At 29.3% G+C, this 25,538-nt stretch carries 23 protein-coding genes and 2 tRNA genes; 12 read left to right on the forward strand and 13 right to left on the reverse strand.

The genetic code is table 11. The features are described from left to right. A complete protein-coding gene (dnaA, locus tag AC5SLN_RS00005) occupies positions 1-1,413 on the forward strand; it encodes a chromosomal replication initiator protein DnaA (protein ID WP_271498742.1) in 1,413 nt (470 codons plus the stop codon). Next, positions 1,403-2,515 (forward strand): DNA polymerase III subunit beta, encoded by a 1,113-nt coding sequence (gene dnaN / locus AC5SLN_RS00010; protein ID WP_494593441.1) that lies wholly within the window; start codon positions 1,403-1,405, stop codon positions 2,513-2,515. Before dnaA ends, dnaN begins: the two co-directional genes overlap by 11 nt. Here the strand turns inward: dnaN and AC5SLN_RS00015 are convergent. From AC5SLN_RS00015 to argH, 3 genes are all read right to left on the reverse strand, one after another. Then, entirely contained in the window at positions 2,512-3,213 is a 702-nt protein-coding gene (locus AC5SLN_RS00015) for a lysophospholipid acyltransferase family protein (RefSeq protein WP_494593443.1), read from the reverse strand. The two genes, dnaN and AC5SLN_RS00015, sit on opposite strands and share 4 nt — an antisense overlap. Positions 3,214-3,225: 12 nt before the next feature. After that, a complete protein-coding gene (gene lysA, locus AC5SLN_RS00020; protein ID WP_271626690.1) occupies positions 3,226-4,440 on the reverse strand; it encodes a diaminopimelate decarboxylase in 1,215 nt (404 codons plus the stop codon). Positions 4,441-4,557: 117 nt separating this feature from the next. Further along, entirely contained in the window at positions 4,558-5,946 is a 1,389-nt protein-coding gene (argH, locus tag AC5SLN_RS00025; protein WP_494593444.1) for an argininosuccinate lyase, read from the reverse strand. A 24-nt stretch (positions 5,947-5,970) separates the two neighbouring features. On the opposite strand from argH, the gene AC5SLN_RS00030 reads away from it, so the two are divergent. Beyond that, the gene (locus AC5SLN_RS00030) at positions 5,971-6,486 is read left to right on the forward strand and encodes a TlpA family protein disulfide reductase (protein ID WP_006997492.1); all 516 of its coding nucleotides are present in this window, start codon (positions 5,971-5,973) and stop codon (positions 6,484-6,486) included. Here the strand turns inward: AC5SLN_RS00030 and AC5SLN_RS00035 are convergent. Next, complete coding sequence (locus AC5SLN_RS00035; protein WP_018413748.1) at positions 6,483-6,686, reverse strand: twin transmembrane helix small protein; 204 nt, start codon at positions 6,684-6,686, stop codon at positions 6,483-6,485. The genes AC5SLN_RS00030 and AC5SLN_RS00035 overlap by 4 nt on opposite strands. Positions 6,687-6,736: 50 nt before the next feature. On the opposite strand from AC5SLN_RS00035, the gene AC5SLN_RS00040 reads away from it, so the two are divergent. Then, positions 6,737-7,393: an alpha/beta hydrolase gene (locus AC5SLN_RS00040; protein ID WP_006997490.1), complete on the forward strand. Its 657-nt coding sequence runs from the start codon at positions 6,737-6,739 to the stop codon at positions 7,391-7,393. A gap of 51 nt (positions 7,394-7,444) precedes the next feature. Beyond that, the gene (locus AC5SLN_RS00045; protein ID WP_006997489.1) at positions 7,445-8,011 is read left to right on the forward strand and encodes an HNH endonuclease; all 567 of its coding nucleotides are present in this window, start codon (positions 7,445-7,447) and stop codon (positions 8,009-8,011) included. Here the strand turns inward: AC5SLN_RS00045 and AC5SLN_RS00050 are convergent, their stop codons facing one another. From AC5SLN_RS00050 to AC5SLN_RS00060, 3 genes are read right to left on the reverse strand one after another with little or no spacing between them, the layout of a single operon-like run. After that, the gene (locus AC5SLN_RS00050; RefSeq protein WP_494593447.1) at positions 8,012-8,545 is read right to left on the reverse strand and encodes a demethoxyubiquinone hydroxylase family protein; all 534 of its coding nucleotides are present in this window, start codon (positions 8,543-8,545) and stop codon (positions 8,012-8,014) included. Continuing rightward, a complete protein-coding gene (locus AC5SLN_RS00055; RefSeq protein ID WP_494576920.1) occupies positions 8,529-9,008 on the reverse strand; it encodes a disulfide bond formation protein B in 480 nt (159 codons plus the stop codon). Before AC5SLN_RS00055 ends, AC5SLN_RS00050 begins: the two co-directional genes overlap by 17 nt. Positions 9,009-9,015: 7 nt before the next feature. Then, a complete protein-coding gene (locus AC5SLN_RS00060) occupies positions 9,016-9,612 on the reverse strand; it encodes a YqaA family protein (RefSeq protein ID WP_006997486.1) in 597 nt (198 codons plus the stop codon). Positions 9,613-9,680: 68 nt separating this feature from the next. Between AC5SLN_RS00060 and AC5SLN_RS00065 the strand changes: the two genes are divergently transcribed. Both AC5SLN_RS00065 and AC5SLN_RS00070 read left to right on the forward strand, forming a co-directional pair. After that, positions 9,681-9,765, forward strand: a tRNA-Leu gene (locus AC5SLN_RS00065). 7 nt (positions 9,766-9,772) lie between these two features. Next, positions 9,773-11,479, forward strand: coding sequence for an AMP-dependent synthetase/ligase (locus AC5SLN_RS00070; RefSeq protein ID WP_494593449.1), 1,707 nt, complete (start codon positions 9,773-9,775; stop codon positions 11,477-11,479). A gap of 356 nt (positions 11,480-11,835) precedes the next feature. Here the strand turns inward: AC5SLN_RS00070 and AC5SLN_RS00075 are convergent, their stop codons facing one another. The 4 genes from AC5SLN_RS00075 to AC5SLN_RS00090 are packed head-to-tail and all read right to left on the reverse strand — an operon-like array spanning position 11,836 to position 15,920. Beyond that, a complete protein-coding gene (locus AC5SLN_RS00075) occupies positions 11,836-12,750 on the reverse strand; it encodes a CarD family transcriptional regulator (protein ID WP_494593451.1) in 915 nt (304 codons plus the stop codon). Beyond that, complete coding sequence (fdxA, locus tag AC5SLN_RS00080) at positions 12,692-13,018, reverse strand: ferredoxin FdxA (RefSeq protein ID WP_494593453.1); 327 nt, start codon at positions 13,016-13,018, stop codon at positions 12,692-12,694. The genes AC5SLN_RS00075 and fdxA overlap by 59 nt, the downstream gene beginning before the upstream one ends. Further along, positions 13,015-13,440: a tellurite resistance TerB family protein gene (locus tag AC5SLN_RS00085; RefSeq protein ID WP_006997481.1), complete on the reverse strand. Its 426-nt coding sequence runs from the start codon at positions 13,438-13,440 to the stop codon at positions 13,015-13,017. Before AC5SLN_RS00085 ends, fdxA begins: the two co-directional genes overlap by 4 nt. Beyond that, complete coding sequence (locus AC5SLN_RS00090; protein ID WP_494593455.1) at positions 13,440-15,920, reverse strand: helicase-related protein; 2,481 nt, start codon at positions 15,918-15,920, stop codon at positions 13,440-13,442. The genes AC5SLN_RS00085 and AC5SLN_RS00090 overlap by 1 nt, the downstream gene beginning before the upstream one ends. Positions 15,921-16,122: 202 nt before the next feature. On the opposite strand from AC5SLN_RS00090, the gene AC5SLN_RS00095 reads away from it, so the two are divergent. Continuing rightward, positions 16,123-17,130: a TAXI family TRAP transporter solute-binding subunit gene (locus AC5SLN_RS00095; protein WP_494593456.1), complete on the forward strand. Its 1,008-nt coding sequence runs from the start codon at positions 16,123-16,125 to the stop codon at positions 17,128-17,130. A gap of 42 nt (positions 17,131-17,172) precedes the next feature. Continuing rightward, a complete protein-coding gene (locus AC5SLN_RS00100; RefSeq protein ID WP_494593458.1) occupies positions 17,173-19,194 on the forward strand; it encodes a TRAP transporter permease in 2,022 nt (673 codons plus the stop codon). Positions 19,195-19,206: 12 nt separating this feature from the next. On the opposite strand, the gene AC5SLN_RS00105 is transcribed toward AC5SLN_RS00100, so the two are convergent. Both AC5SLN_RS00105 and AC5SLN_RS00110 read right to left on the reverse strand, forming a co-directional pair. Then, entirely contained in the window at positions 19,207-19,632 is a 426-nt protein-coding gene (locus AC5SLN_RS00105; RefSeq protein WP_271480424.1) for a PaaI family thioesterase, read from the reverse strand. 121 nt (positions 19,633-19,753) lie between these two features. After that, a tRNA-Arg gene (locus AC5SLN_RS00110) sits at positions 19,754-19,830 on the reverse strand. A 75-nt stretch (positions 19,831-19,905) separates the two neighbouring features. Between AC5SLN_RS00110 and AC5SLN_RS00115 the strand changes: the two genes are divergently transcribed. From AC5SLN_RS00115 to AC5SLN_RS00125, 3 genes are all read left to right on the forward strand, one after another. Continuing rightward, positions 19,906-21,093: an acetyl-CoA C-acetyltransferase gene (locus AC5SLN_RS00115; protein ID WP_494593461.1), complete on the forward strand. Its 1,188-nt coding sequence runs from the start codon at positions 19,906-19,908 to the stop codon at positions 21,091-21,093. A 130-nt stretch (positions 21,094-21,223) separates the two neighbouring features. Further along, entirely contained in the window at positions 21,224-24,262 is a 3,039-nt protein-coding gene (aceE, locus tag AC5SLN_RS00120; RefSeq protein ID WP_494593463.1) for a pyruvate dehydrogenase (acetyl-transferring), homodimeric type, read from the forward strand. A 1-nt stretch (position 24,263) separates the two neighbouring features. Beyond that, positions 24,264-25,535, forward strand: coding sequence for a 2-oxo acid dehydrogenase subunit E2 (locus tag AC5SLN_RS00125; protein WP_271480529.1), 1,272 nt, complete (start codon positions 24,264-24,266; stop codon positions 25,533-25,535). Positions 25,536-25,538: the final 3 nt, after the last annotated feature.

Here is a 25,538-nt window from a genome sequence, read left to right on the forward strand (position 1 = left end):
ATGACAAGCAACAACACAACACAAAGTACAAAAGATGTTTCATCTGAAGCTTTAGATTGGGCTGTAATTCAAAAGGATATGAAAAATAAGCTAGGTAGCGATATATATGAAAGCTGGCTTAGAAAGATAGACTTTGTTGAAGAGATGAATAGCTATGTCTTACTTTCGGTTTCTACTAGATTTATTCGAGACTGGATTACTTCAAGATATTTAGACCAAATTTTGCAAATAGTAAAAACGTATAAGAAAGATTTAACAAGAATAGAGTTTAAGATTATTGAAAAAAATTCTGAAAATGAGATAGAAAATAATTTTACTAAAAATGAAAATAATGAAAACGTATCATTCATTAAAGATACATACTTGCAATATAACAGAATAGACCCAAATAAAAGATTTGATAATTTTATAACAGGAACAAGTAATAAACTTGCCTATGAAGCATCCATGAAAGTTTCAGAAAATATTTCTCATTATAATCCACTTTATATTTATGGAGGAGTTGGAATGGGAAAAACACATTTATTAAATTCAATTGGTCTTTCATTAAAAGAAAAAAACAAAGTTATGTTTATTTCTGCTGAGAGATTTATGTATCAGTTTGTAAAATCAATCAAATCTAATGATATGGTGAAGTTTAAAGAGTATTTTAGAAATACTGACATATTATTGATAGACGATATTCAATTCATGAATGGTAAAGAAGCAATGCAAGAAGAGTTTTTTCATACGTTTAATGCACTATTAGATAAAGGCTCACAAGTTATAATCTCTGCCGATAGAGCTCCGAACAAATTATCAAGAATCCAAGATAGAATTAAATCAAGATTTGCTGGAGGTCTTGTTGTAGATATACAAAAACCTGACTATGAACTTAGAAGTAAAATTGTTAAACAAAAAACAGAGGAACTAAACATTTTTTACTCAAATCAAGTAAATATTTCAGAAGAAATACAAAAATTTATAAGCACAGAAATAACCACAAGTATTAGAGAGTTAGTAGGAGCAATTAATAGAGTTGTTTCTTTTTCAAGAATTTACAACAAAGTTCCAAATTTATCAGAGGTTAAAGTAGTTTTAAAAGATCTATTAAATATTGGAGAAAACAAAGTAACAATAGATTTAATACAATCAACCGTATGTAAGTTCTTCAAAATTAGTAAAAGTGAGATGCTTTCTTCAAGAAGATCTAGATATCTTGTAAGACCAAGACAAACAGCAATATATTTAACAAAAATTTTGACATCTAAGTCATTACCTGAAATTGGAAGAGAATTTTCTAATAGAGATCATACAACAATCATTCATTCAGTTAAAACCATTGAAAAATTGAAGGAAAAAGATCCAGAAATGACAAACAATATTAATAATCTAAAAAATCAGATATTGTATAATAAAGAAAATGAAATTTAACGTTAATCAACAAGATCTGCAACAAGCACTTAATTATTGCCAAGGCGTAATTGAAAAAAGAAGCACACTCCCTATTTTGTCAAATGTTTTATTAAATGCGAGTAATTCTAACCTAACAATTACAGCAACCGATTTAGATTTAATATTTATTCATCAAATTAACAATGTAGAAGTTATAGAAGAAGGAAACACAACTACCACGTCATCTATTATGTATGACATCATAAGAAAATTTTCGTCAGGAAAAAAAATTAATTTATCTTTAACAGACGTTAGCAAACTTCAAGTTGAGTCTGAAAAGTCTGTTTTTAATTTAAATTGTATTAGTGCATCTGAGTTTCCACTAACAGATGAAAACTTTAATCAAAATGAATTTTCTATAAAATCAAAACAATTATTGAAATTATTGAATAAATGTAAATTTTCAGTTTCAAATGATGAAACAAGACACTATTTAAGTGGAATTTTTTTTCATCAAACACAAACTGAAGATAAAAATTTTTTAACAGCAGCAGCTACAGACAGTCATAGAATGTCTATTTCAAAAATAAGATTAGACCAGCAAGTAGATTTTGAACCAATAATACTTCCTAAAAAAACAATTTTTCAACTATGCTCATTGTTAGAAAGTTATGATGGTGATGTTAAAATTTCAAATATTAAATCTAAAATAAAATTTGAATTAAATAATAGTATATTAATATCTAAGTTAATTGATGGAAAATTTCCAAATTATATTCAGGTAATACCTAAGAATAATCAAAAGAAGTTAGAAATAGATTTAAAATTATTTTTAGACTCTGTTGATCGAGTTGCTTCAGTTTCATTAGATAAAAAAGATGGAGTTAAATTTAATTTGTCAAAAGACGTTTTAAACTTATCAGTTAACAACACAAATAGTGGTGATGGAAAAGAAAGTTTAACTGTAAAGTTTGATCATGATCTAGAAATAAGTTTTAATTCTAGATATTTAATTGATGTAGCAGCACAACTTGATGGAGATAAGATTGAAATTTTTTTCAATGAAACTGGGTCTCCGGCATTAATTAAAGATCCAGGCGATTTTGACAGTATATTTGTTGTAATGCCTATGAAAGGCTAGCTTAAAGTATCAAGTTCAGTATAAATAGTTTTTTCCAATTCTTTTGTAAAAATTTCCTTGCTTAGTCCAGGTTCAATAGGTTTTAAAATTGAAACAGTTAGAGTGGTATTAATTTTTTTCCAACCATGTTTTGGCCAGGTATTACCAGAATTGATTGCGATTGGTTGGCATGGAATATTTAATTCTTCATAAATTCTACCAGATCCTTTTTTAAAAGGAGTTCTATCTTCTGTAGAAAGTCTTGTTCCTTGTGGAAAAATTATTAAAGGTCTTTCAGATAATTTCACTTGTTTAGAAATATCATCGAAAAAACCTAAGTTTTCTTTAGAAATTTTATTTCTTTTAATTGAAATTGACCCTATTTTTTTTAAATACCAGCCAAATATAGGAATCATTAGCAATTCTTTTTTTAAAATAAAAACAGGAGAATTAAAAATAGTTTGTAAAAAAAAAGTTTCAAACATTGACTGGTGTGAAGCAGCTATAAAAAATTTTTTTCCTCTAATTATGTTTTCCCTACCTTTAATGATTATCTTTGTTGATAAAAATATTTTTAAACATAAAGAAGTCCAAAAGCCCATAATTTTTCCACCAAATAAAACTATTTTTTTTGGTAGTAAAATTGCTGGCAAGAAAATTATGGAAATTAAAACTATTCCTAAGAAAAAAAATAATGAAAATAAAAAATTTCTTATCATATTAATCAAAAACTAAATCAAATCTTTTAGTTTTTGTCTTTTTTTAATAATATTAATCTTTGATCCTTTAATTATTAATTCTGCTGGTTTTGGTCTTACATTGTAATTTGAGCTTAGTGACATTCCATAAGCTCCAACATCACACATTATCACAAGATCTTTTTCTTTTAATTTCTGAAAACCTTTTATAGTTGTAAATTTGTCTGTACTTTCACAAATTGGTCCTACAAATTCATAAGTTTTGTTTGAAATTCTATTATTTTTTACTACAGGTATAGTTTGGTGATTTGCACCATATAATGCAGGTCTCATAAGATCATTCATTGCAGCATCTAATATGATGAAATCTTTTTTAGTATTTTCCTTTATATAAATAACTTGAGAAATTAAAAATCCAATATTACCAACTATAGATCGACCAGGTTCAAATATTATTTTTGTTTTTTGGTCCTTTAAAAATTTTTGTATAGCAATGTTATATTTTTGATAGTTAAGTTTTTTACTATTTTTTTCATAAGAAATACCCATGCCCCCACCTAGATCAATAAATTCAAAGATATGACCACTTTTTTTTATTATTTTATTCACTACATTGAGCATTTTTTCATATGGTTTGTGATCTAAAATTTGACTACCAATATGAACACTTAAGCATTTAAGGTTAATATTTTTAGAATGATTTGTAAAATTTACTAATTCAAAAAAAGTTTTTTCATCTACACCAAATTTATTTTCTTTTTTTCCAGTTGAAATTTGTTTTAATGTCTTAGCATCTGTATTGGGATTAAGTCTAATACCTATATTAACTATTTTTTTTTTTGATTTTGCAATTTTTTCAATTTCAATAATTTCACTTTTAGACTCAGCATTTATTAATAAAATTTTTTTATCAATTGCATAACTTATTTCTTTTGAAGTTTTACCCACGCCCGAAAAAACAATTTTTTTTGGGTCTATACCTGCTTTTAGAGCCATCATTAACTCACCCATTGAAACAACATCAGCACCTAGCCCTAATTTTCTAATTTCTCTTATCAGATTTACATTAGTATTGGATTTGACAGCAAAACAAATCAATGGAGAAAAAGAGCTAAAATTTTTTTTAAATTTTTTTATATTTTCTGTTAGCCGTTTGTGTGAATAACAATAAGTTGGTGTACCAAACTTTTTTGCTATTTTTTGAACATTAACTTTTTCAATTGTTAAGTTTTTATTTATATATTTCATCAATCTACTGACTTTGGAAAAACCATTTCATTCCCCTCATATTGAGGATCTCCTTTTTTTCCACATGAAAACAAGAAAGAACAAATTATAAAAATTAAAATTAGTTTTTTTATCATTTTAAGTCTTTTTATATTTCATTATCATTTTTTTGATATTATCAAAAGACGTTCCGCCATAAGATTTTTTAGAGTTAACAGAGTTTTTCACATTAAATATCTTTAAAACTTCAATTGTGAGCCTTGGTTCAATTTTCTTTAGTTCGTCAATATTTAATTCATTCAATTTTTTCTTTTTTTTCTCTGCATAATTCACAATAGAAGCTGTAGTTTGATACGCTTTTCTAAATGGCATTGAATGATTTTTAACAAGATAGTCAGCTAAGTCAGTAGCTGTAATATAGCCTGAGTTAGCAAGGTCTAACATTTGTTGTTTATTAGGCTTTAGATTTTTTAAAACCTCATTAAGAATAGCAATACTATTATTAAGGATTTCATTAGATTTGAAGAGTATTTCTTTGTCATCTTGAAGATCTTTAAAATAAGATATGGGAAGTCCTTTAAGAATTGTCAGCATTGAAAATAAATTTCCATAAACCATTCCAGTTTTCCCTCTTAAGTATTCTAACAAATCAGGATTCTTCTTTTGAGGCATTATCGAAGAACCAGTTACCACTTTATCTGAAAGTGCAATTAAGTTGAATCCATCAGAGTTCCAAATAATAAGCTCTTCAGCAATTCTTGAAATATGCATTGAACAAACAGAAGCGCTATATAAAAAATCTAGAACAAAATCTCTATCTGCAACAGTATCAATTGAATTATTTGTTGGTCTTTTAAAGCCTAGTTTTTTTGAAGTAAAATTTCTGTCAATATTAAAAGAAGTACCTGTTAAAGCGGCAACACCCAAAGGATTTTCTGATAAACTTTCTAAATTATGGGTAAATCTTTTTTTGTCCCTATTAAACATTTCTACATAAGACATTAAATAATGCGCAAAAGATACAGCTTGTGCATTTTTTAAATGAGTAAACCCAGGCATTATGGTTTCAATATTTTTTTCTGAAATTTTGAGAATGGTTTTAATAATATTGTCTAAATTCTTATTAATTTCTTTAGTTGCTGAAGTCGTCCACATTTTAAAATCAGTAATTACCTGATCATTTCTAGATCTAGCCGTGTGAACATATCCAGCCTCTTCTCCTATAATTTGAAATAATCTTTTTTCAATATTCATATGAATATCTTCATATTTTTTATTATATTCAAATTTATTTTTTAAAATTTCTTTCTCAATTTTATTAAGTCCAAAAATTATCTTATTCTTAATTTTAAAAGAAATAATTTTTTGTCTAAATAACATCTCAACATGTGCGATTGATCCTAAAATATCTTCTTGAAAAAGCTTTTTATCAATATCTATTGAATTACCAACTTTTTGAAACAAAGTTGAGGCATCTTTCTTTATTCTTGATCCCCATATTGCCATATTGTTTTTATTTTTTACCATGATAATTAATTATACATATTTAGCATGAAATTATTATTAATATTTATCTACCTAATAACTAGCAACATTAGTTATGCACTAGAAAAACCTAATATAAAAAATTTAGTTTTATCAAAAAATACAAAAATATATGAGGGAGTAGTTTTTAAAGACTCAAATAATTATGATGTAAATTTAGATGATTTTAAAGGAAAATTGTTAATATTGAATTTTTGGGCTACTTGGTGTGCTCCTTGCAGAGAGGAGATGCCATCTCTAGATGACTTACAGTCAAATAGTAATTTTGATAACTTAAAAATTTTTCCTATTAATATTGGCCAGGAAAATTTCTCTAAATCAGATTCTTTTTTTAGAGAACTAAATATTCAAAATCTAGAGATATATTTTGATGCGCCAATTACTTTGGCTAAAAAATTTTCTTTAAGGGGAGTTCCTACAACTATTTTATTTAATAAAAAAGGTGAAGAGTTTGGGCGTATTATGGGATCTATTGATTTTAATAATTTGGATTTTATTAATTGGCTAAAACAATACGATTAATCTTTAAAGAAATAAGCAAAACTAACCAATGCTACTATAGCAATGAATTGCAGCAACACTCTTAGCTGCATCAGTTTATTCGAATATTTTTTGCTAGTTTCGCCACCTTTGAACAAAGTTCCAATTCCTAAGATCAAGACGACTGCTACAACTATTAAAAGCACAATACCTAAAATTTTAACTAATGTTCCTGTTATCATGAAACTATTGTAGAATAATTTTTAATAAAAAAAACATAATAAAAACATCTATGACACTTTGTCTATCAACTACAATTATTAAGCCAGAAAAAGATATACCAATTAAAAATGCTATTATTTTACTGCACGGTTATGGGGGTGATGGGAAAGACATAAGTATGTTGACCTTAAATTGGAAAAGATTTTTGCCTAATACTATTTTTTTATGTCCAGATGGTCATGAAGAATGTAAAATTAACCCAGCAGGTTTTCAATGGTTTGATTTAACTAAAGATGATCCAAGTTATATTCTAGAAGAATCTAAAAAAGCAGAAAATAAACTCCAAAAATATATTGAAGAAGTTAAAAGTGAATATAATCTTAATAATTCTCAAATTTGCTTATCAGGATTTAGTCAAGGATGCATGATGTCTATTAATTTAGGTTTAACTAGCAATCAAAATTATAATTGTATTGTTGGTTTTTCTGGTAAGATAATTAATCAAGATGATCTTAGTATGAGAAAATCTTCTTCTACTAAAATGCTATTGATACATGGTGATCAAGACGTAGTTGTGTCACCAACATTTTTATTAGAGGCAAAAGATTTCCTAATTAGAAATAATATTGAAATTGAAACCAAAATGATAAAGAATTGTGAACATCATATTCCTATTGAGGCATCAAGCGCGGCTTTAAATTATATTAAAAATAACTTTCAAATATAATTAAATTCTATTTATTGATAAATTATTTTTTTTCAGTTAGAGTTTTTTATAATGATTTTTAACGATCAGAATTTGTCTTTAGAAAAATGTCCTGCGCTAGTGTTAAATGCAGATTATAGGCCTTTAAGTTATTATCCATTGTCTTTATGGAGCTGGCAAGATTCTATAAAATCTGTTTTTTTGGATAGAGTTGTTATAGTTAGTAATTATGACAGAGTTATTAGGAGCCCATCGTTTAATATGAGATTACCAAGTGTTATTGCATTAAAAAGTTTTATAAAACCACAGTCTAATCCTAGCTTCACAAGATTTAATGTTTTTTTAAGAGATAAATTTTCATGTCAATACTGTGGAAGTGGTGAAGATCTTACTTTTGATCATTTACTTCCAAGATCCAAAGGTGGACAAACCAACTGGGATAATGTTGTAACTGCTTGTTCTTCATGCAATGTAAAAAAAGGTGGAAGGTTATTAAAAAATTTGGATATGAGCTTAAATCAAAAGCCATATCAGCCATCTACAGAAGACCTACATAAAAATGGTAAAAATTTCCCACCAAATTTCCTACACAAGAGCTGGATGGATTATTTGTATTGGGATGTTGAGTTAGAAGCTTAATTAAATTTTCTCAGAAATATTAATAGCAATTTTTGATCCAGTTTTAATTAATTTATCCAGAATAGAATACATTCCTTTTTTAGTTGCACCTTCTTTATAGGCTATATCTTTATGATGCAGCTCATCTTCTCTAAATTTAATTATTTTTTTTTTTAATTTTTTCTCATCGTTTTCTAACTCATTAATTTGATTTAGATAATGTTCGTCAATTACTTCTTCCACTGAGGCAGTGCATAGCATAGCAGCTTTTTTCCCCAGCATTGTTGAGCCAAAACCAAGTCCTACACCAAGCAAATCCCATAAAGGTAAAAACTTTGTAGGTTTTATATTTCTTTTTTTAATTTCATTTTCAAAATATTCACAGTGTTCTTTTTCGTGAATTTTCATTTCTTCAATTTTCTTTTTAAGGTTTTCATCTTTAACAAATGTATTTAGAGCTAGTAATTGGCCTTCATAAATCTTTATTGCACCTCGTTCACCTGCATGATCAACTCGAATAAATTCTTTTACTTTTTCTTTATTTGTTTTTTTCATAAGTTAAGAAAAGTTTTATAGTTATAGTTGTGATTATTAAAGAGATAAAAATATTTATTGTAGCAAGAGATAATCCTAAAATTTTAAACGTTGCATCTTTACAGCTAACTGTAACCTCTTTTAGCTGATTTAGAAGAGCTTCTTTAGTCAAATCTGCATTATTAGAATTTAGGTCACAAACTAAAGACTCTTTTATAAAGCCTTGCTCTATTCCAAAATGATAAAACGAAATAGTGAATGCTATAATAAATGTAATACTTAGAATTATTAAAAAAAATCTTTCAAACTTTTGAATAAAAATAAAAAGTAAAATTATAACTATTGAAACAACATAAGGTATTCTTTCAATTAAACAAAGATTGCACGGTTGATGACCCAAAATATGTTCAATAAAATAGGCTGTTAAAAGAGCAAAAATACTGAATAACAATATAAGATGAAGTGTAGTTTTTCGGTTAATCATGTTTGTGTTATTTAATTGCAAAATATATTAGGGTAAAAATTAATACAATTATAATACCTAAAATTGTAAACCATTTTGCAGCATCAGTTTTCATAAACTTGCTAAAAATATCACCAAATTTATATGATAGGTATGAGACGATAAAAAATCTCAACCCTCTAGAAAATAGACAAATAATGAAAAATATAGGCAAATTAAAACCAATCATACCACTTGTTATTGTGAATACTTTAAAGGGCAAAGGCGTAAACCCAGCAAGAAATAATGTAGCAAGCCACACATAAAGACCACTTCCCTCAGATAAGCTATTTTTAAGATTAATTACCTTTTCTTCATAATTATAAAATTCTACTACAATCATTCCAAGATCAAAAAAATAAGATCCAATGAAATATCCAAGGATACCTCCAAGTGAAGAAAATAAAGTAGCTATTAAAAAAATTTTTAAGTAATCATTTTTTTTTGCAATAACCATTGGAGCAATCATAACGTCAGGTGGGATTGGAAAAAAAGAACTTTCAGTAAAAGATAAAATTGCAAGATAAGTATTTGACTTCTTGTGGGCAGCAAGTTTTAAAGTTTTTTGATATAATTCATTAAGCATTTTTTTGTTTTTAATATAAATTATGTTCTTATACTATTTAATTTTATAGTTATAATAAGGAAAACAAAGGGCGAGTGGCGGAACTGGTAGACGCGCACGACTCAAAATCGTGTTTCGCAAGAAGTGAGAGTTCGATTCTCTCTTCGCCCACCAATATTTTATGGAAATAAACAAAATTAATAATTTATTAGAACTATTTTATAAACAGTATCTTACACAAGATAAAACAAGTGTGTTTTTACAGTCCTTAAAAGAAGTTGAAAAAAAATATTCTTGGGAGGATGTGTATTCAAATGTCATTAAACTTTCTGAGGAAATATCAAGATATATAAAAAAAGGTGATAGATGCTTGTTAATATCAGAAAATAGACCAGAGTGGATGATATCAGATTTATCTATTATGCTTTCAGAGGGCATAACAGTTCCAGCTTACACAACTTATGTAGAAAGAGACTATGAGTATATAATTGATGATTGTACACCAACTGTTTTAATCATTTCTGATAAGACACAGTATTTAAAAGTAAAAAATATTATACCTAAAAAAAAATTTATAAAAAAAATTATTTTTTTTGATGTAATTGAAGAATTTGACCAAGAACTTCATGTAAGGATTAATCAAATTTTTGCTAATAAAAACTTTAATTCCTTAAATTTTTCTGAATTAAAAATTCAAAGAAAAGATGTTGCTTGTATAATTTATACATCTGGTACCCAGGGAAATCCAAAAGGAGTTGTATTAAGCCATGGTGGAATTTTAAACAATTGTGAGGGAGCCCTTGGTTTATTAAAAGAGTTTGTCTCAAAAAAACCTAAATTTTTGACATGGCTACCCCTTTCTCATTCATATGAACATACAGTCCAATTTGTTCAAATAGTCGTGGGAGCACAGGTATTCTATGCTGAGAGTATAGAAAAACTTATAAAAAATATGGAAAATTGTTCACCTGAGATAATGACAGCAGTTCCTAGATTTTATCAAAATTTACATCAAAAAATAAATACTAATTTTAGTAAAGCTACAGGAATAAAAAAATTCTTAATCAATCAAACCATCAAACTTGGAAATAAGAAATTAAATAGAGTGCAATTTTCATTAATAGAAAGTTTAATAAATTTTGTTTGTGATCTTTTAGTACGAAAGAAAATCAAAGAACAATTTGGTGGAAATTTAAAGGCATTTATTTCAGGAGGAGGAGCGTTAGACAAACAAGTGGGTTGCTTTTTAAATGCAATTGGTCTCCCAACGTTACAAGGGTACGGATTAACCGAAACATCTCCTGTAGTAAGCTGTAATTCTATTAATGAAATCAAGGTAGAAACTGTGGGCAAACCATTTAGGGGAAATTTAGTTAAAATTGCAAATGATGGTGAGATTCTGGTTAAAGGAGAAAATGTGATGTTGGGTTACTGGAATAATGAAGAAGAAACAAATAAAGTTTTAAAGAATGGATGGTTATCTACAGGTGACATTGGAGAGTTTGATGGCGAGTTTTTAAAAATAACAGATAGAAAAAAAGATATAATTATAACTCCAGGTGGAGATAATATTTCTCCAATCAAAATAGAGAGTGATTTAAATAAATCTAATTACATAGAGCAAAGTTTAGTTTATGGTGATAATAAACCTTATCTAGTTTGTTTAATTGTTTTAAGCTCAGAATATAAAAATATAAAGAATGAAGAAATTAAAATAGAAATAGAAAAAATAAATAAAAATTTAAGTAAAATAGAAAAAATAAAAAAGTTTTTTGTAATTAAAAATCAATTTACAATTGAAAACAATATGATGACCCCTACTTTAAAATTAAAAAGATATAAAATTATAAAAACTTATCAAAATGAGTTAGAAAAACTTTTTAATTAATTTTTATAAAACACATTATAAGTCGCATAAACGTTAATGTTTTTTACATAACAAAAATATTAAAAAAAACTTTTTTTTAAAAAATAAATTTGTAATTTGCCAATTAATTAATGAATTGACATCACTTGTATAAAAAAATAAAAATAAGTTAACAGCGAATCACTTTGATTCGTTTAACTTAAACAGGGAGCTAAAGATGGCTACAAGAAAAAAAGCTAAAAAAGCTAAAAAGAAAACTAAGAAAAAAGCTAAAAAAGCTAAAAAAGCGAAGAAAAGAAAAAGATAGTATCTTAGACTTTTCAAAAAACGCTTCTCATAACGTTATGTGTGAGAGGCGTTTTTTTTTGCCCTAATTTTTAATCCTCAGTATCGGTAATTGGCTCTGAGTCTGTGTCAGGTTCTGTGATAGGTTCTTTAATCTTAGTTGGTGCAGCCACAGCTTTTGCTTGGCCCTCCAAATTTCTCTTTAAAGCTTTATCTAATTTTTTCTGGGTATCTTCTAATGATACACCCATCACTATTTGAAATTCAGATAAAATTCTTTCATAAGCTTTTTCAAACAACTGTCTTTCACTGTATGATTGATCAACCATTAAGTCGTCACCTTTATTTAAATCTCTAACAACTTCTGCAAGCTCATATATTTTGCCTGAAGAAATTTTTGCTTCATATTCCTGTGCTCTTCTACTCCACATAGATCTTTTAATTTTTGGCTTGCTTTTTAAAATAGATATACATTTATTGACCTGATTTATTGTTGCAAGAGGTCTAAGATGAGATTGCTTATTTACAGGAACCATACCATTGGCTTTGTCTTTTTCAAATTTAAGAACATAAGTTTCAACATCAATTCCACCAATGTTAATTTTTTTAAACTCTGTAATTTGGCCAACGCCATGTTTTGGATAAACAACGTAATCTTTAACTTTATATTCTCTTTTTTCTGTTTCTTGTTTTTTTACCTTTTTAATTTCAGGCTTAACTTCATTACTTTTTGAAATTCTTAAATTATCAGTTTTAATTTCTACTTTTTCTGGAACAGCTTTTTTAGAGACTGTTTTTAAATTTTTTTTAATTTTAGTTGGAGTTGCTTTTATTGTTTTAGTTTTTTTTACTGGAATTTTTTTTTTTACAACTTTAGCTTTAGGAAGCGTAGGCTTTTTTGCTACCTTTGTTTTAGTTTTTTTTTTTACTTTTTTCCCAGGAGTTTTTTTAAAGATTTTCGCTAAAATATTTGTCGAACTTGTTTTCTTCATTTTTATATTTTTCATTATCCTCTGGAGGATCTTTTTTAATAGTTATATTTGGCCAAATTTCAGAATACTTTGTATTTAGTTCAAGCCATTTTTCGCTCCCAGACTCAGTATCTGCTACTATCGCATCTACTGGACATTCTGGCTCGCAAACGCCACAATCTATACACTCCTCCGGTTTAATTACAAGCATATTTTTGCCTTCATAAAAGCAATCAACAGGACAGACTTCAACGCAGTCCATTAGTTTACACTTAATACATTTATCATTTACAACGTATGTCATTTTCCCAATTCACTTTTTACTTTTAACTTCAAGTCTCCCATTGTCTTGGCATCCACATATAGTAAACCTGAGAGTCTTCTCATTAAGTTTGTTTCATAAATGTCAGCACTATCGTTTGAATAGATGATTTTCCATAATGACTCAATTATTTTAATTTTATCAGAATCTGGAACATTTTTTACTTCTCTTGTAAAATCTAATATTTGATTTGAGTTATCTTCAACAATTATTGCTTCAGACATAATTTTATCTATCTCAGAGACCGGTGCGCCTAAATCAATAAGCGTTTCTTTAATAATATCTTCTTCTTTTTTTTCATAAGCCTCATCTATTTTTGCTGCATGAATTAGCAAGGCAGCGATTTTAGAATAAGAGTTATCCTGAGGTTCATTTTTTTCTTTATTTTTAAAAAAGCTAATCATTAATTCAAATTTAAGTTTTTCAATACTTTAAATGGGCTGTTTGAAGTATCTATTTTTTTAAAAGTTTTTTTAATTTGTTTTTTTGGATTATATTTAAAATACATATCATTGTCTTTTTCTAAAGTTTTATAATTCATTTTTTCAATCAATTTCTTAAAGTTATCTTTACTACATCCTAATAAATTAAGCATCTCTGGTACTAGTTTAATTTCTTTATCCTTTTCGGGGCTAGCGTTAATAATTAGCATAAATAATCTCTCTAAGATGTCAATTCTAACAAAATAATTATCAAAATTTTCAAATCCACATAAAAGCATAAATTTTTTATTTCTTTTATTTTTGTCATCTAAAAAATTTAAACCAAACGTAGGTGGCGTCAACTCAAAATACTTTTGGTTAAAATTTTTCCATAATAAAGTTCTTAAAGAAACTGCTTCAGGTTTTAATAGTTTGAATAAAAAAATATGATAACGCCCAAACTTCACCCCTAAGTCTCTTAAAATTTTTCTTTCATCTTGCCCAAGTTTTTTTAAGTATTCGGTAACCATTTCTCTTTTAACTACACCATTGTTTTCATACAATTGATAAGCTAAAGCTTTAATGGATGAGTTACTTTCTTTTAAATTTCTTAGATCAATTAAACTTTTTAGTATTAAATTAATTTTTTCATTAACCCATTTTTCAATAAATTCTGATAATTTTTGTTTGTCATTATTTTCTAAAAGATCATCTACTATTAAAAGTATATCTGGATTTAAATAATCTTTTCCGGTTACTAATTTTGCAATAGGAAAATTTTTCCAATAGATTTTAAAATCATCTTTTAATTCAATTAGTCCTGTTTCTATGATTAACTGAACTCTTTTTTGAAGCTCGGGCCCCACAGTCTGTCTTGCTGCCTTTTTCAATGATTTAATGTCAGTTTCTAAAGCCCCAACCTTTAAGTCCATTTCAAATTTTAGACCTTTTAAATCACCAATAAACTGCTCATCAATTATTACTTTGTCGTTTTCCATTATTTCAGTTTTAAAATCCATATCTTGGTTTAAGCCTCTTGCAAGTACGCTGGCTCGTTTATCAATAAATGTTTTTGTAAGCTCTTCATGTAGTCTATCTGATAATCTATCTTCTAATAGTTTTGTTTTTTCTATCCAATAATCTTGGTTTTCAACCCAATTAATTTTATTGGAAACATAAGACCAAGTTCTAACATTTGCAATTCTATTTGACAAAGAATCTACATTTCCTTCTAATTTATCTAATTTCATCAACTGTAATCTCATATAATCATTGGTAATTTTACCATAATTACTATTTAAAAAATTGAATACCTTGCCAACAACTTCAATATGATTTCCATATGTTTTTTTCACAAAGTCTGGAATTTGACAACACTCCCAAAGTAATTCAAGTGTTTCTCTGTTGTTTTCAATTTTGTTACCTTCCATATCTTTTAAAAAATATTTTAATACTTTTTCATCTCCACACTCGTGTATTTTCCTTAACCAATCTTTATTGGGTTTTTCTTCAAGTGATTTAATTAAACTTAAAGCGTTATTAAAATTTAAATTAGAATTTCTCCAAAATAACATTCTAATTTCTTCAAATTTATGATTTTCAAGTAATTCTACTTCCTCAGCTGAAATATCTTTGCAGTCTCCAGTCACTCCAAAACTACCATCATTTAAATATCTACCTGCTCTTCCAGCAATTTGCCCGATCTCAGACATGTTAAGACGTCTTAATTTTTTACCATCAAATTTTTTAAGGTTTGAAAAATATACATTTTCTAAATCCATATTAATTCCCATACCAATTGCATCTGTTGCAACTAGGAAATCAACATCTCCTGATTGATATAATTCAACCTGAGCATTTCTTGTTTTTGGACTTAGAGAGCCCATAACAATAGCTGCTCCACCTTTTTGTCTACGTACAAGTTCAGCAATTGCATAAACTTCTTCAGTTGAAAAAGCTATTATTGCAGTTTTTCTATTTATTCTTGATATTTTTTTATGCCCTACATAGGTAAGTTTTGAAAGTCTTTCTCTATTTATAAACTCAGTGTCTTCATTCAATTTATTAACTATATTTTTAATAGTGCTAGAGCCCATAAACATCGTTAGTTTTTCGCCACGAAGATTTAACAATCTATCAGTAAAAATATGACCTCTCTCATGATCTGCACACATTTGTATTTCATCAATACCCACAAAATCTAAATGCTTATTGATTGGCATCGATTCTACTGTACAAAGAAAATATTTTGCATTAGGAGGAATTATTTTCTCTTCACCCGTGATTAATGCAACTTTATCAGAGCTTATTTTTTTTATAATTTTGTCATATACCTCTCGTGCAAGTAAACGTAATGGAAATCCAATCATTCCCGAATCAAAAGAAAGCATTGTTTCTATTGCAAGATAGGTTTTGCCGGTATTTGTTGGACCAAGAACAGCTGTAATTTTATTTTTAGACATCTCTATTGATGGTACCTTAAATTTTTACTCCACCATATATTGTTGTCCATAAAGAACAAAAATAGGTTAAAACATGACCGAATCGCAAGTGTAAAAGTTCTCATTTTCGAATTGGATAACAAATTTAGTTATTAAATATTTAGGTTCATCTTAACATAGTGTAACAATTAATTTTATTAAAAAACAATAGAGGAGATACAAAATGTTAAAAAATTTACTTAAAAAATTTGCAGTAACATTATTTGTGATAGTCAGTTTTGCAGGAAAAACATATTCTACAGAACTTTCATTCTTCACAATAGGTACTGGTGGAACTGCATATACTTATTATCCAGTTGGAGGAATGATTGCTAATGCAATTTCTAAACCTCCAGGGTCAAGAGAATGTGGTAAAGGTGGAAGTTGTGGTGTTGATGGTTTAATTGCCTCAGCTGTTTCTTCAAGAGGATCAGTAGATAATGTAAACGCAATCATATCTGGTTTAAGAAATTCTGGATTTGCTCAGTCTGATGTTGCTTATTGGGCTTACACAGGAACTGGAACTATGGAAGGTAAGGAGCCTGCCAAAGATTTAAGAACAATAGCTGCTTTATTTGAAGAGCACATTCATTTAGTTACTTTAAAGAAAAGTAAAATTAAATCTGTAAAAGATTTAAAAGGAAAAAAAGTATCATTAGATGAGCCGGGTTCAGGAACATATGTGGATGCACTTTTAATATTAGAAGCAAATGGTCTTAGTGAAAAAGATGTACAAGCTGAAGCATTAAAAGGTAATGCTGCAACAGATGCTTTAAGAAATGGAAAAGTTGATGCAATTTTTGTAGTTGCTGGATATCCTACTGGCGCATTAGTAGAGCTAGCATCTTCTGTTTCAATTAAGCTGATTCCAATTGATGGTGCTGGAGCAAAAAAATTAACTGATAAACATGGTTTCTTTTCTCAAAGCTCAATACCAGAAGGCACTTATGAAGGTGTTAAATCAACTAGCACTGTGGCTGTAGGTGCTCAATGGTTTACATCTGCAAAAGAAGATGATGACTTAATCTACAATATTACAAAAGCTTTGTGGAACGCTGAGTCCCGTAAGTTGATGGATGTTGGACACTCAAAAGGAAAAACAATTACACCAGAAACTGCCTTGGCAGGTGTCGGTGTACCATTGCATCCTGGAGCAGAACGTTTCTACAAAGAAGCAGGTCTAATTAAATAAATAATACATTAAACCCTGGGTCTAAAACCCAGGGTTTTTTTTATGAATAATCAAATCCCAATAGAAAAAGAATTAGAAGAAATTGAAAAAAATTATGATCCTCAGCTTTCGTTTAGAAAGTTAGGTGTAAAACTCGAAGTATTAGTTTCATTATTATTGGTCTTAATGTCAGTTTATCATTTTTGGGCCTCTGGTTTTGGTCTAGTAAGAGAAGTTCTACATAGAGGAATTCATATTTCATTTGTGTTAGCTTTAGTTTTTTTATTATTTGGCTCGAATAAAAAAGAAGATTTAAACAAAACTAATAAAGGATATTTTTATTTTCAAAATATTTCTATTTTAGATTATATATTTGCATTTTTGGCAGTTGGTTCAGCTTTATACTTACCATTTCTTCCATCAAAAGAACTCGCAAGCATAGTGGGAAACCCAGGGTTGGTAGATATTTTTGTTGGTTCTGTATTAATAATTTTAACTTTAGAAGCTGCAAGACGTTCTGTTGGTTCTACACTTCCAATTATTGCAATAATTTTTATTCTATTTGCTCTTTTTGGACCTTTAGCTCCTGGTGCTTTGAAGCACGGAGGAACAAGTTGGTTGGGTTTTGTTAATCATATTTATATAACAAATCAGGGCGTTTATGGCATTGCCGTTGGTGTTATGGCTCAATATGTTTTTCTGTTCATTTTATTTGGTGTTTTGGCAACAAGAGTGGGTCTTGGAAAATTATTTATTGATTTAGCAATGGTTGTAGCGGGAAGGTTTTCAGGTGGGCCAGCAAAAGTTGCAATATTTTCTTCAGCTTTTATGGGAACTATTTCAGGTTCATCTATAGCAAACACAGTCACTACAGGATCATTGACAATACCTGCTATGAAAAAAATTGGTTATCCTGCACATTTTGCAGGAGCAGTAGAGGCAGCCTCTTCAACAGGTGGCCAAATTACTCCTCCGATATTGGGTGCTGCAGCTTTCATTATGGTTGAGTATCTAGAGATACCTCTTAAAGATATTTTGGCGGCAGCATTAATTCCTGCACTTCTTCATTATTTTGGAATTTTTATCATGGTTCATCTTGAAGCAAAAAAATTAGGGTTAAGAGGATTAGAAGATAAAGAGATGCCTAAATTTTTTCATGTATTAAAAGAAAATTGGCTTTCGTTAATACCTCTTTTTATTCTGGTATATTTTATTTTATCTGGAAAGACACCAGACTTTGCAGCAATATATGCAATTATATCGTGCGTAGTAGTGGGCATATTAAAACCTAAAAATAAACTTACTTTAAAAGATTTGTTTAATTGTTTTGCCTCAGGAGCAAAAAATACTCTTGCTGTTGGTGCAGCTGCTATCTGTGTTGGTATAATTGTAGGTGTGGTTACCTTAACAGGTGTGGGCTTTAGATTAGGATTTGTTGTTTTACAAACAGCAGGAGATATAGGAGGTTTTTTTGGAAATATTTGGCCTATCTCTTATTTTTCATTGGAAGAACTTACTTTATTTTTTTCATTAATATTAATTGCAATTTCATGCATCATAATGGGAGCGGGAATTCCAACTACAGCAACCTATATAATACTCGTAGCTGTTGCAGCTCCTGCTCTAGCTCAATTAAATATTGAACCATTAGTGGCACATTTTTTTGTATTCTATTATGGAGTCTTGGCTGATATTACTCCACCTGTAGCATTAGCAGCCTATGCTGCATCAGGAATAGCAAAATCTAATCCATTCCAAACAGGTAATACAGCATTTAGATTGGGTATAGCGAAAGCATTAGTGCCATTTGTATTTGTTTTTTCTCCTTCTTTACTTTTAATAACTGATGATTTTAATTTAATAACTCTATTAATAACTTTATTGGGTGCAATGATTGGGATTGCTCTTATTGGTATAGCATTTTCAGGTTACTGGTTTAAACCACTTTCTGTACTAGAAAGATGGATTATTGGAATTGTTTCGTTATTTTTTGTTGCACCAGGAATGAAAACTATGATCTTTGGTTTTATTGTTATTAGCCCTATATTTATTTTACAAATAATGAATAAAAAAATTAAGAACTGAACTTAATTAAAATTAACCACCAGGACCAAGATCAGATGGTTTTATTTTTAAAATTTTCCATATCCCCGATGCTGAAGTTATAATTTTATCATTACATTTGAGCTCACAAAATAAAAATACTAGTGTGTTTGTTTTTTTAAGAATTCTTGTAAAACCAGTAACTTCATCACCAACTTTAGATGCACCAATAAATTTTAGATCCAATGAAATAGTTACACAAGGCGCATTTCCAGATGCTCTATGTGCAGCAGTCCCCGCTCCTGCATCAATTAAGGCTGATAAATAACCACCGTGAGTTATCCCAGCAGCATTTAAATGATTTTCATTAATTGTAGTTTTAAATTCATATTCTGTTTCAGAAATAGTTCTAAATAAAACACCACCATTATGCTTCATAAAACCAGGCTTAATACTTATTTGCTCAAATTGATTACTCATAATTCTTTATAGTACGAAAGTTAAAATTAATAAAATTATTAAAATAATTATAAAAAAATATATAACTGATTTTTGTAGTGATGATTTTAGTAGCCAATCTAACATTGTTATTTATCCTTTTTGGTGGACCGCCCAGAACTCGAATCTGGAATCTCCCGGTTCGTAGCCGAGCGCCTTATCCAATTTGGCCAGCGGTCCTTAATTAAATAATTTGCTCAACATATCAAAGTTTTTAATGTTATTTAAGTTATAAAATATTATGCTGTACTATCAATGAGTAAAAAATCAAATGATGTAGTTATTACAGCTGCATTAAGAACACCTATAGGCAGATATAAAGGATCTTTAAAAGGTTTGAGTGCTGATAAATTAGGTGCATTAGCTATTAAAGAAGCTGTCTATAAATCAAAATTAAAATCAGACGATATTGATGAGGTGATTATGGGACATGTTTTGACTTCTGGATTAGGGCAAAACCCAGCAAGACAAGCTTCTATTCATGCTGGAATTCCAGTTTCAAAACCTGCACATATAATCAATCAAGTATGTGGATCTGGATTAAGATCTGTAATTTCAGGATATCAATCTATTAAACTAGGTGAAAATAAAATTATAGTTGCTGGTGGACAAGAAAATATGTCTAGAGCACCACATGCTATATTTTATCGAGAAGATAAAAAACTAGATGAAAATAAGTTAGTAGATACGATGATCAATGATGGATTAATAGACTCATTTAACAATTATCACATGGGAATAACTGCTGAAAATGTTGCAGAAAAATATAAAATTTCTAGAGATGAACAAGATTTATTTGCATTAAATTCTCAAGAAAAAACTCAAAAAGCTATAAATGAAAATAGATTCAAAAATGAGCTGATCAAATTAAAGATTGATACAGATAATAAAAATTTTCTTTTTGAAAAAGATGAACATCCAAGAAGCAATTTAAATTTAGAAGATCTAAAAAAACTAAAAACTGTTTTCAAAGAAAATGGAACAGTCACCGCAGGTAATTCATCAGGAATCAATGATGGTGCTGCAGCAACTATATTAATGTCTAGAGATGAAGCAGAACATAGAGATATAGAGCCTTTAGCTAAAGTAGTCTCTTGGGCAGCTTGTGGTGTTGAACCCTCGTTGATGGGGTTAGGTCCAATTCAGGCTGTTAATATAGCTTTAGAAAAAGCTGAATGGAGGAGAGAAGATGTCGATTTATTTGAAATAAATGAAGCATTTGCAGCTCAAAGTATTGCTGTAATTAGAGATCTTAAAATTCCTAAAGAGATTGTAAATGTTAATGGTGGGGCAATTGCATTAGGACATCCAATTGGAGCTTCAGGAACCAGAATTTTAGTAACCCTTATTCATGAGATGATTAGACGAAATAAAAGCAAAGGTTGTGCCACCCTCTGTATTGGTGGTGGGATGGGAATAGCCATGTGCATTGAGAGAAATTAACTTCTTACTTATTTGTTAATTTTTAAAGTTTTTTGTTCAATAAAATACAGGTTTGCACAAAAAGGCTTATTATTGTGCTAAAATAACATGAGATATAGTTTTTTTTAAGTGTATAAATCGATTTAAAATAATGAGTGAAAAATTACTTGTTCCGGACATTGGTGAATTTGAAAAAGTTGAGGTCATTGAACTTTTAGTAAAAGTTGGAGATCAAATAAACTTAAATGATCCTGTTGTTACCATTGAGAGTGACAAATCTAGTGTTGAAATTCCATCAACAGTTTCCGGCAAGATAGAATCTGTGAATATTAAAGTGGGTGATAAAGTTTCTAAAGGAGACGTATTATTAAGTATTGAGTCTTCAAAAGAAAGCCCTTCAGAAAAGCCAATTCCTAAAGATACAGAAAGTATTATTAAACAAGCAGAATCTGTTTTAAAGAATGAAAAAAAAGAAGAAACTATTCAACAAAGTCCAGCCCTAGAAAAAAAACAAACAATAATTCAAGTTACAAATGAAAATGATATTGATCCATTAGAAACACAAGATTGGTTAGAGTCTTTATCTGCAGTTGTTGAAAAAGATGGAAATCAAAGAGCTCATTTTTTGATAAAAGAATTAATTAACAAAGCATATCAAGAAGGTGCAAATATTCCTTATACACAACACACTCCTTACATAAATACAATCCCACCAGAGGCAGAAGTCAAGTCCAATGGAGATCAGAACATTGAAAGAAGAATTAGATCTTTAATTAGATGGAATGCAGCAGCCATGGTTGTGAGAGCAAATAAAAAATTTCCTGAATTAGGTGGTCATATAGGAACATTCGCATCTGCAGCAACACTTTATGATGTAGGAATGAATCATTTTTGGAGAGCTAAAAATAATAAATTTGGTGGTGATTTAGTTTATTTTCAAGGTCATAGTGCACCAGGCATCTATGCTAGAGCATTTTTAGAAGGCAGATTAAATGAAAAACAATTAGATAGTTTTAGACAAGAAGTAAAACCAGGTGGACTTTCTTCATATCCACACCCTTGGTTGATGCCAAAGTTTTGGCAGTTTCCAACTGTGTCAATGGGATTAGGACCTATGCTTGCAATTTATCAGGCGAGATATATGAAATATTTAATTAATAGAGGATTAATTAAAGATGAAGGTAGAAAAGTTTGGGCATTTCTTGGTGATGGAGAAATGGATGAGCCAGAATCTTTAGGTGCTATAGGGTTAGCTTCTAGGGAAAAACTGGATAATTTAATATTTGTTATAAACTGTAATCTTCAAAGATTAGATGGACCTGTTAGAGGTAATGGAAAAATTATTCAAGAGCTAGAAGGAAGCTTTAGAGGAGCCGGTTGGAATGTAATTAAAGTAATTTGGGGGTCTTACTGGGACTCACTGATTGCTAATGATAAAACAGGTCACTTAGTTAAAGCTATGAACGAAACTGTCGATGGTGAGTATCAAGCAATGAAGGCTAGAGATGGAGCTTACGTTAGAGAAAAATTTTTTGGAAAATATCCAGAGACACAAGAGCTAGTTTCTAGTTTGTCAGATAAAGATATTTGGAGATTGAATAGAGGTGGTCATGATCCTCATAAAGTTTATGCAGCATATGATCAGGCATCAAAAAATCAAGGCAGCCCAACGGTTATAATCGCTAAAACCATTAAAGGTTATGGCATGGGAAAAACAGGTGAAAGTGTTAACACAACCCATCAAACTAAGAAATTAGACGTAGACGATTTATTATATTATAGAGATCGTTTTGATGTGCCTTTAACTGACGATCAAGTAAAAAATGTAGAGTATTTTAAGCCAGATGAAAAATCTCAAGAAATTAAATACATCAAAGAAAGAAGAATGAACCTTGGGGGTTCTTTGCCAGAGAGAACAACTTACGCAAAGCCAATAAAAGCACCAGCAAAAGATATTTTTGATTTCATGAAAGTATCAACAGGTGAAAAAGAAATGTCTACAACCATGGCATTAGTTAGAATGTTTACAAATTTGCTAAGAGACAAGAATGTTTCACCGAGGTTAGTCCCAATTATTCCTGATGAAGCAAGAACTTTTGGCATGGAAGGATTTTTCCAAAAGATAGGAATATATGCGCATGAAGGTCAAAAATATGAACCTGAAGATTCTGCGCAGTTAAGCTCTTATAGAGAAGATAAAAGTGGACAAGTATTAGAGGAAGGAATTAATGAAGCTGGAGCAATGTCATCATGGATTGCAGCTGCAACAGCTTACACGAATCATGATATTGAAATGATTCCAATTTATATTTTTTACTCAATGTTTGGTTTTCAAAGAATAGGAGATCTTGCATGGGCTGCTGGAGATAGTCAGGCCAGAGGTTTTTTAATTGGAGCAACAGCTGGAAGAACTACTTTGGCTGGTGAAGGATTACAACACCAAGATGGACACAGTCACTTGATAGCTTCAACGATACCAAATTGTGTAACATATGACCCAACTTTTCATTATGAGTTAGCTGTTATTTTTAGAGAAGGCTTGAGAAGAATGCATGAAAAAAATGAAAATGTTTTTTATTATATCACAACCATGAATGAAAACTATTCACATCCAGGAATGCCAAAAGATAAAAATTGTGAAGAAGGAATTCTTAAAGGAATGTACAAGATTAAAGAATTTAATAGATATGGAAAAACAAAAATTCAACTTTTAGGCTCAGGTACAATATTAAGAGAAATGATGTCTGCAGCAGAAATTCTTCAAAATGAATATCAGATAGATAGTGAAATTTGGAGTGTTACTAGCTTTAATGAGTTGAGAAAAGATGGTATGGAAGTTGAAAGATATAATCTCTTAAACCCTGATAAAGAACAAAAAGTTTCATTTGTAGAACAGTGTTTAGGAAAAACTGAAGGACCGATTATGGCAGCCTCAGATTATATGCGAATGAATTCTGACCAAATTAGACCTTATACTAATAAAAGTTTTTATTCTTTAGGGACAGATGGTTATGGAAGAAGTGACACTAGAAAAAACCTTAGAAAATTTTTTGAAGTTGATAAAGAGCATATTGTTGCCTATGGACTGAGTGTGTTAGCAAAAGAGCAACTCATAGCCTCTAAATATGCTAAAGAAGCCATAAAGAAGTATAATATTGATGGCAGCAAACCAATGCCAACAAAACTATAAGATGTCAGATAAAGAGATTAAAGTACCAAATATTGGTGAATTTAAAGACGTTGAGGTAATTGAGGTGTTAGTTTCAAGTGGCCAGTCAGTTTCTAAAAATGATCCACTTATTACAATTGAGAGTGACAAATCTAGTGTAGAAATACCAGCTTCTTTTGATGGAAAGGTTAAGTCTGTTAAAATTAAAGTGGGAGATAGAGTTTCAGAAGGTGATTTAATATTAACCGTAGAACAGTCTGGAGAAGAAGAAAAAAAGATAGAACAAAAAACTATTAAAGAAGCAGAACAAGTTGTAAATCAAAATCAAGTAGAAAAAATTGCAAAGGTCAATCCAGCACAAAATACAATAAAAAAAGATAATTCAGAAATTTCATCTGCAAGCCCAAAAGTACGTAAATTTGCTAGAGAGCTTGGAGTTAATATTAACGAAATAGTTGGTAGTGAAAGACAGGGAAGAATTGTGGAAGATGATGTAAAAAATTTTATATCCTCTACGATTAATAAAGTTCCAGATAAGACCGAAGTTCAATCAAAAAAAATTGTTAGTGAATATTCTCATTCTGATTTTGGTGAAATTGAGGTTAAAGATATGCCTAGGGTTAAAAAATTAGCCTCTACATATTTAGTTAATTCTTGGACAACAATACCTCATGTCACAAATCATGATGAAGCAGATATAACTGAAATGGAAGATTTTAGAACTTCACTTACCGATATGTACACAGGGGAGAGAAAAAAAATTACTCCATTAGCTTTTATTGTTAAAGCTTTAGTTGCATCTTTAAAAAAGTTTCCTAGTTTCAATTCTTCAATAGATGATATTGAAAATGGAAAAATTACGATGAAAAACTATTTTCATGTTGGGATTGCAGTGGATACTCCACATGGTTTAATGGTACCAAAAATTAGAAATGCTGACAATAAAAGCATCTCATATATTAGTAATGAATTGAAAATAGTAAGTGACCAATGTAGAAATTTAAAAATAGATAAGAAAGAATTCTTTGGAGGATCTATGACTATTACGAGTCTTGGGGGAATTGGAGGTTCGTTCTTTACACCAATAATAAATTATCCAGAAGTTGCTATATTAGGAGTAGGCAAAGCACAAAAAAAACAAATTTTTATTAATGGTAAATTTGAAACAAGAACAATGCTACCGCTTTCTTTATCATATGATCACAGAATAATTGATGGAGCTGAAGCAGCTAGATTTAATAATGATCTAAAAGAAAATTTAGGCAAAAATTTTGCTTATAAATTAGCTGTATAGATT

Source organism: Candidatus Pelagibacter sp. PS_31 (assembly GCF_059417865.1).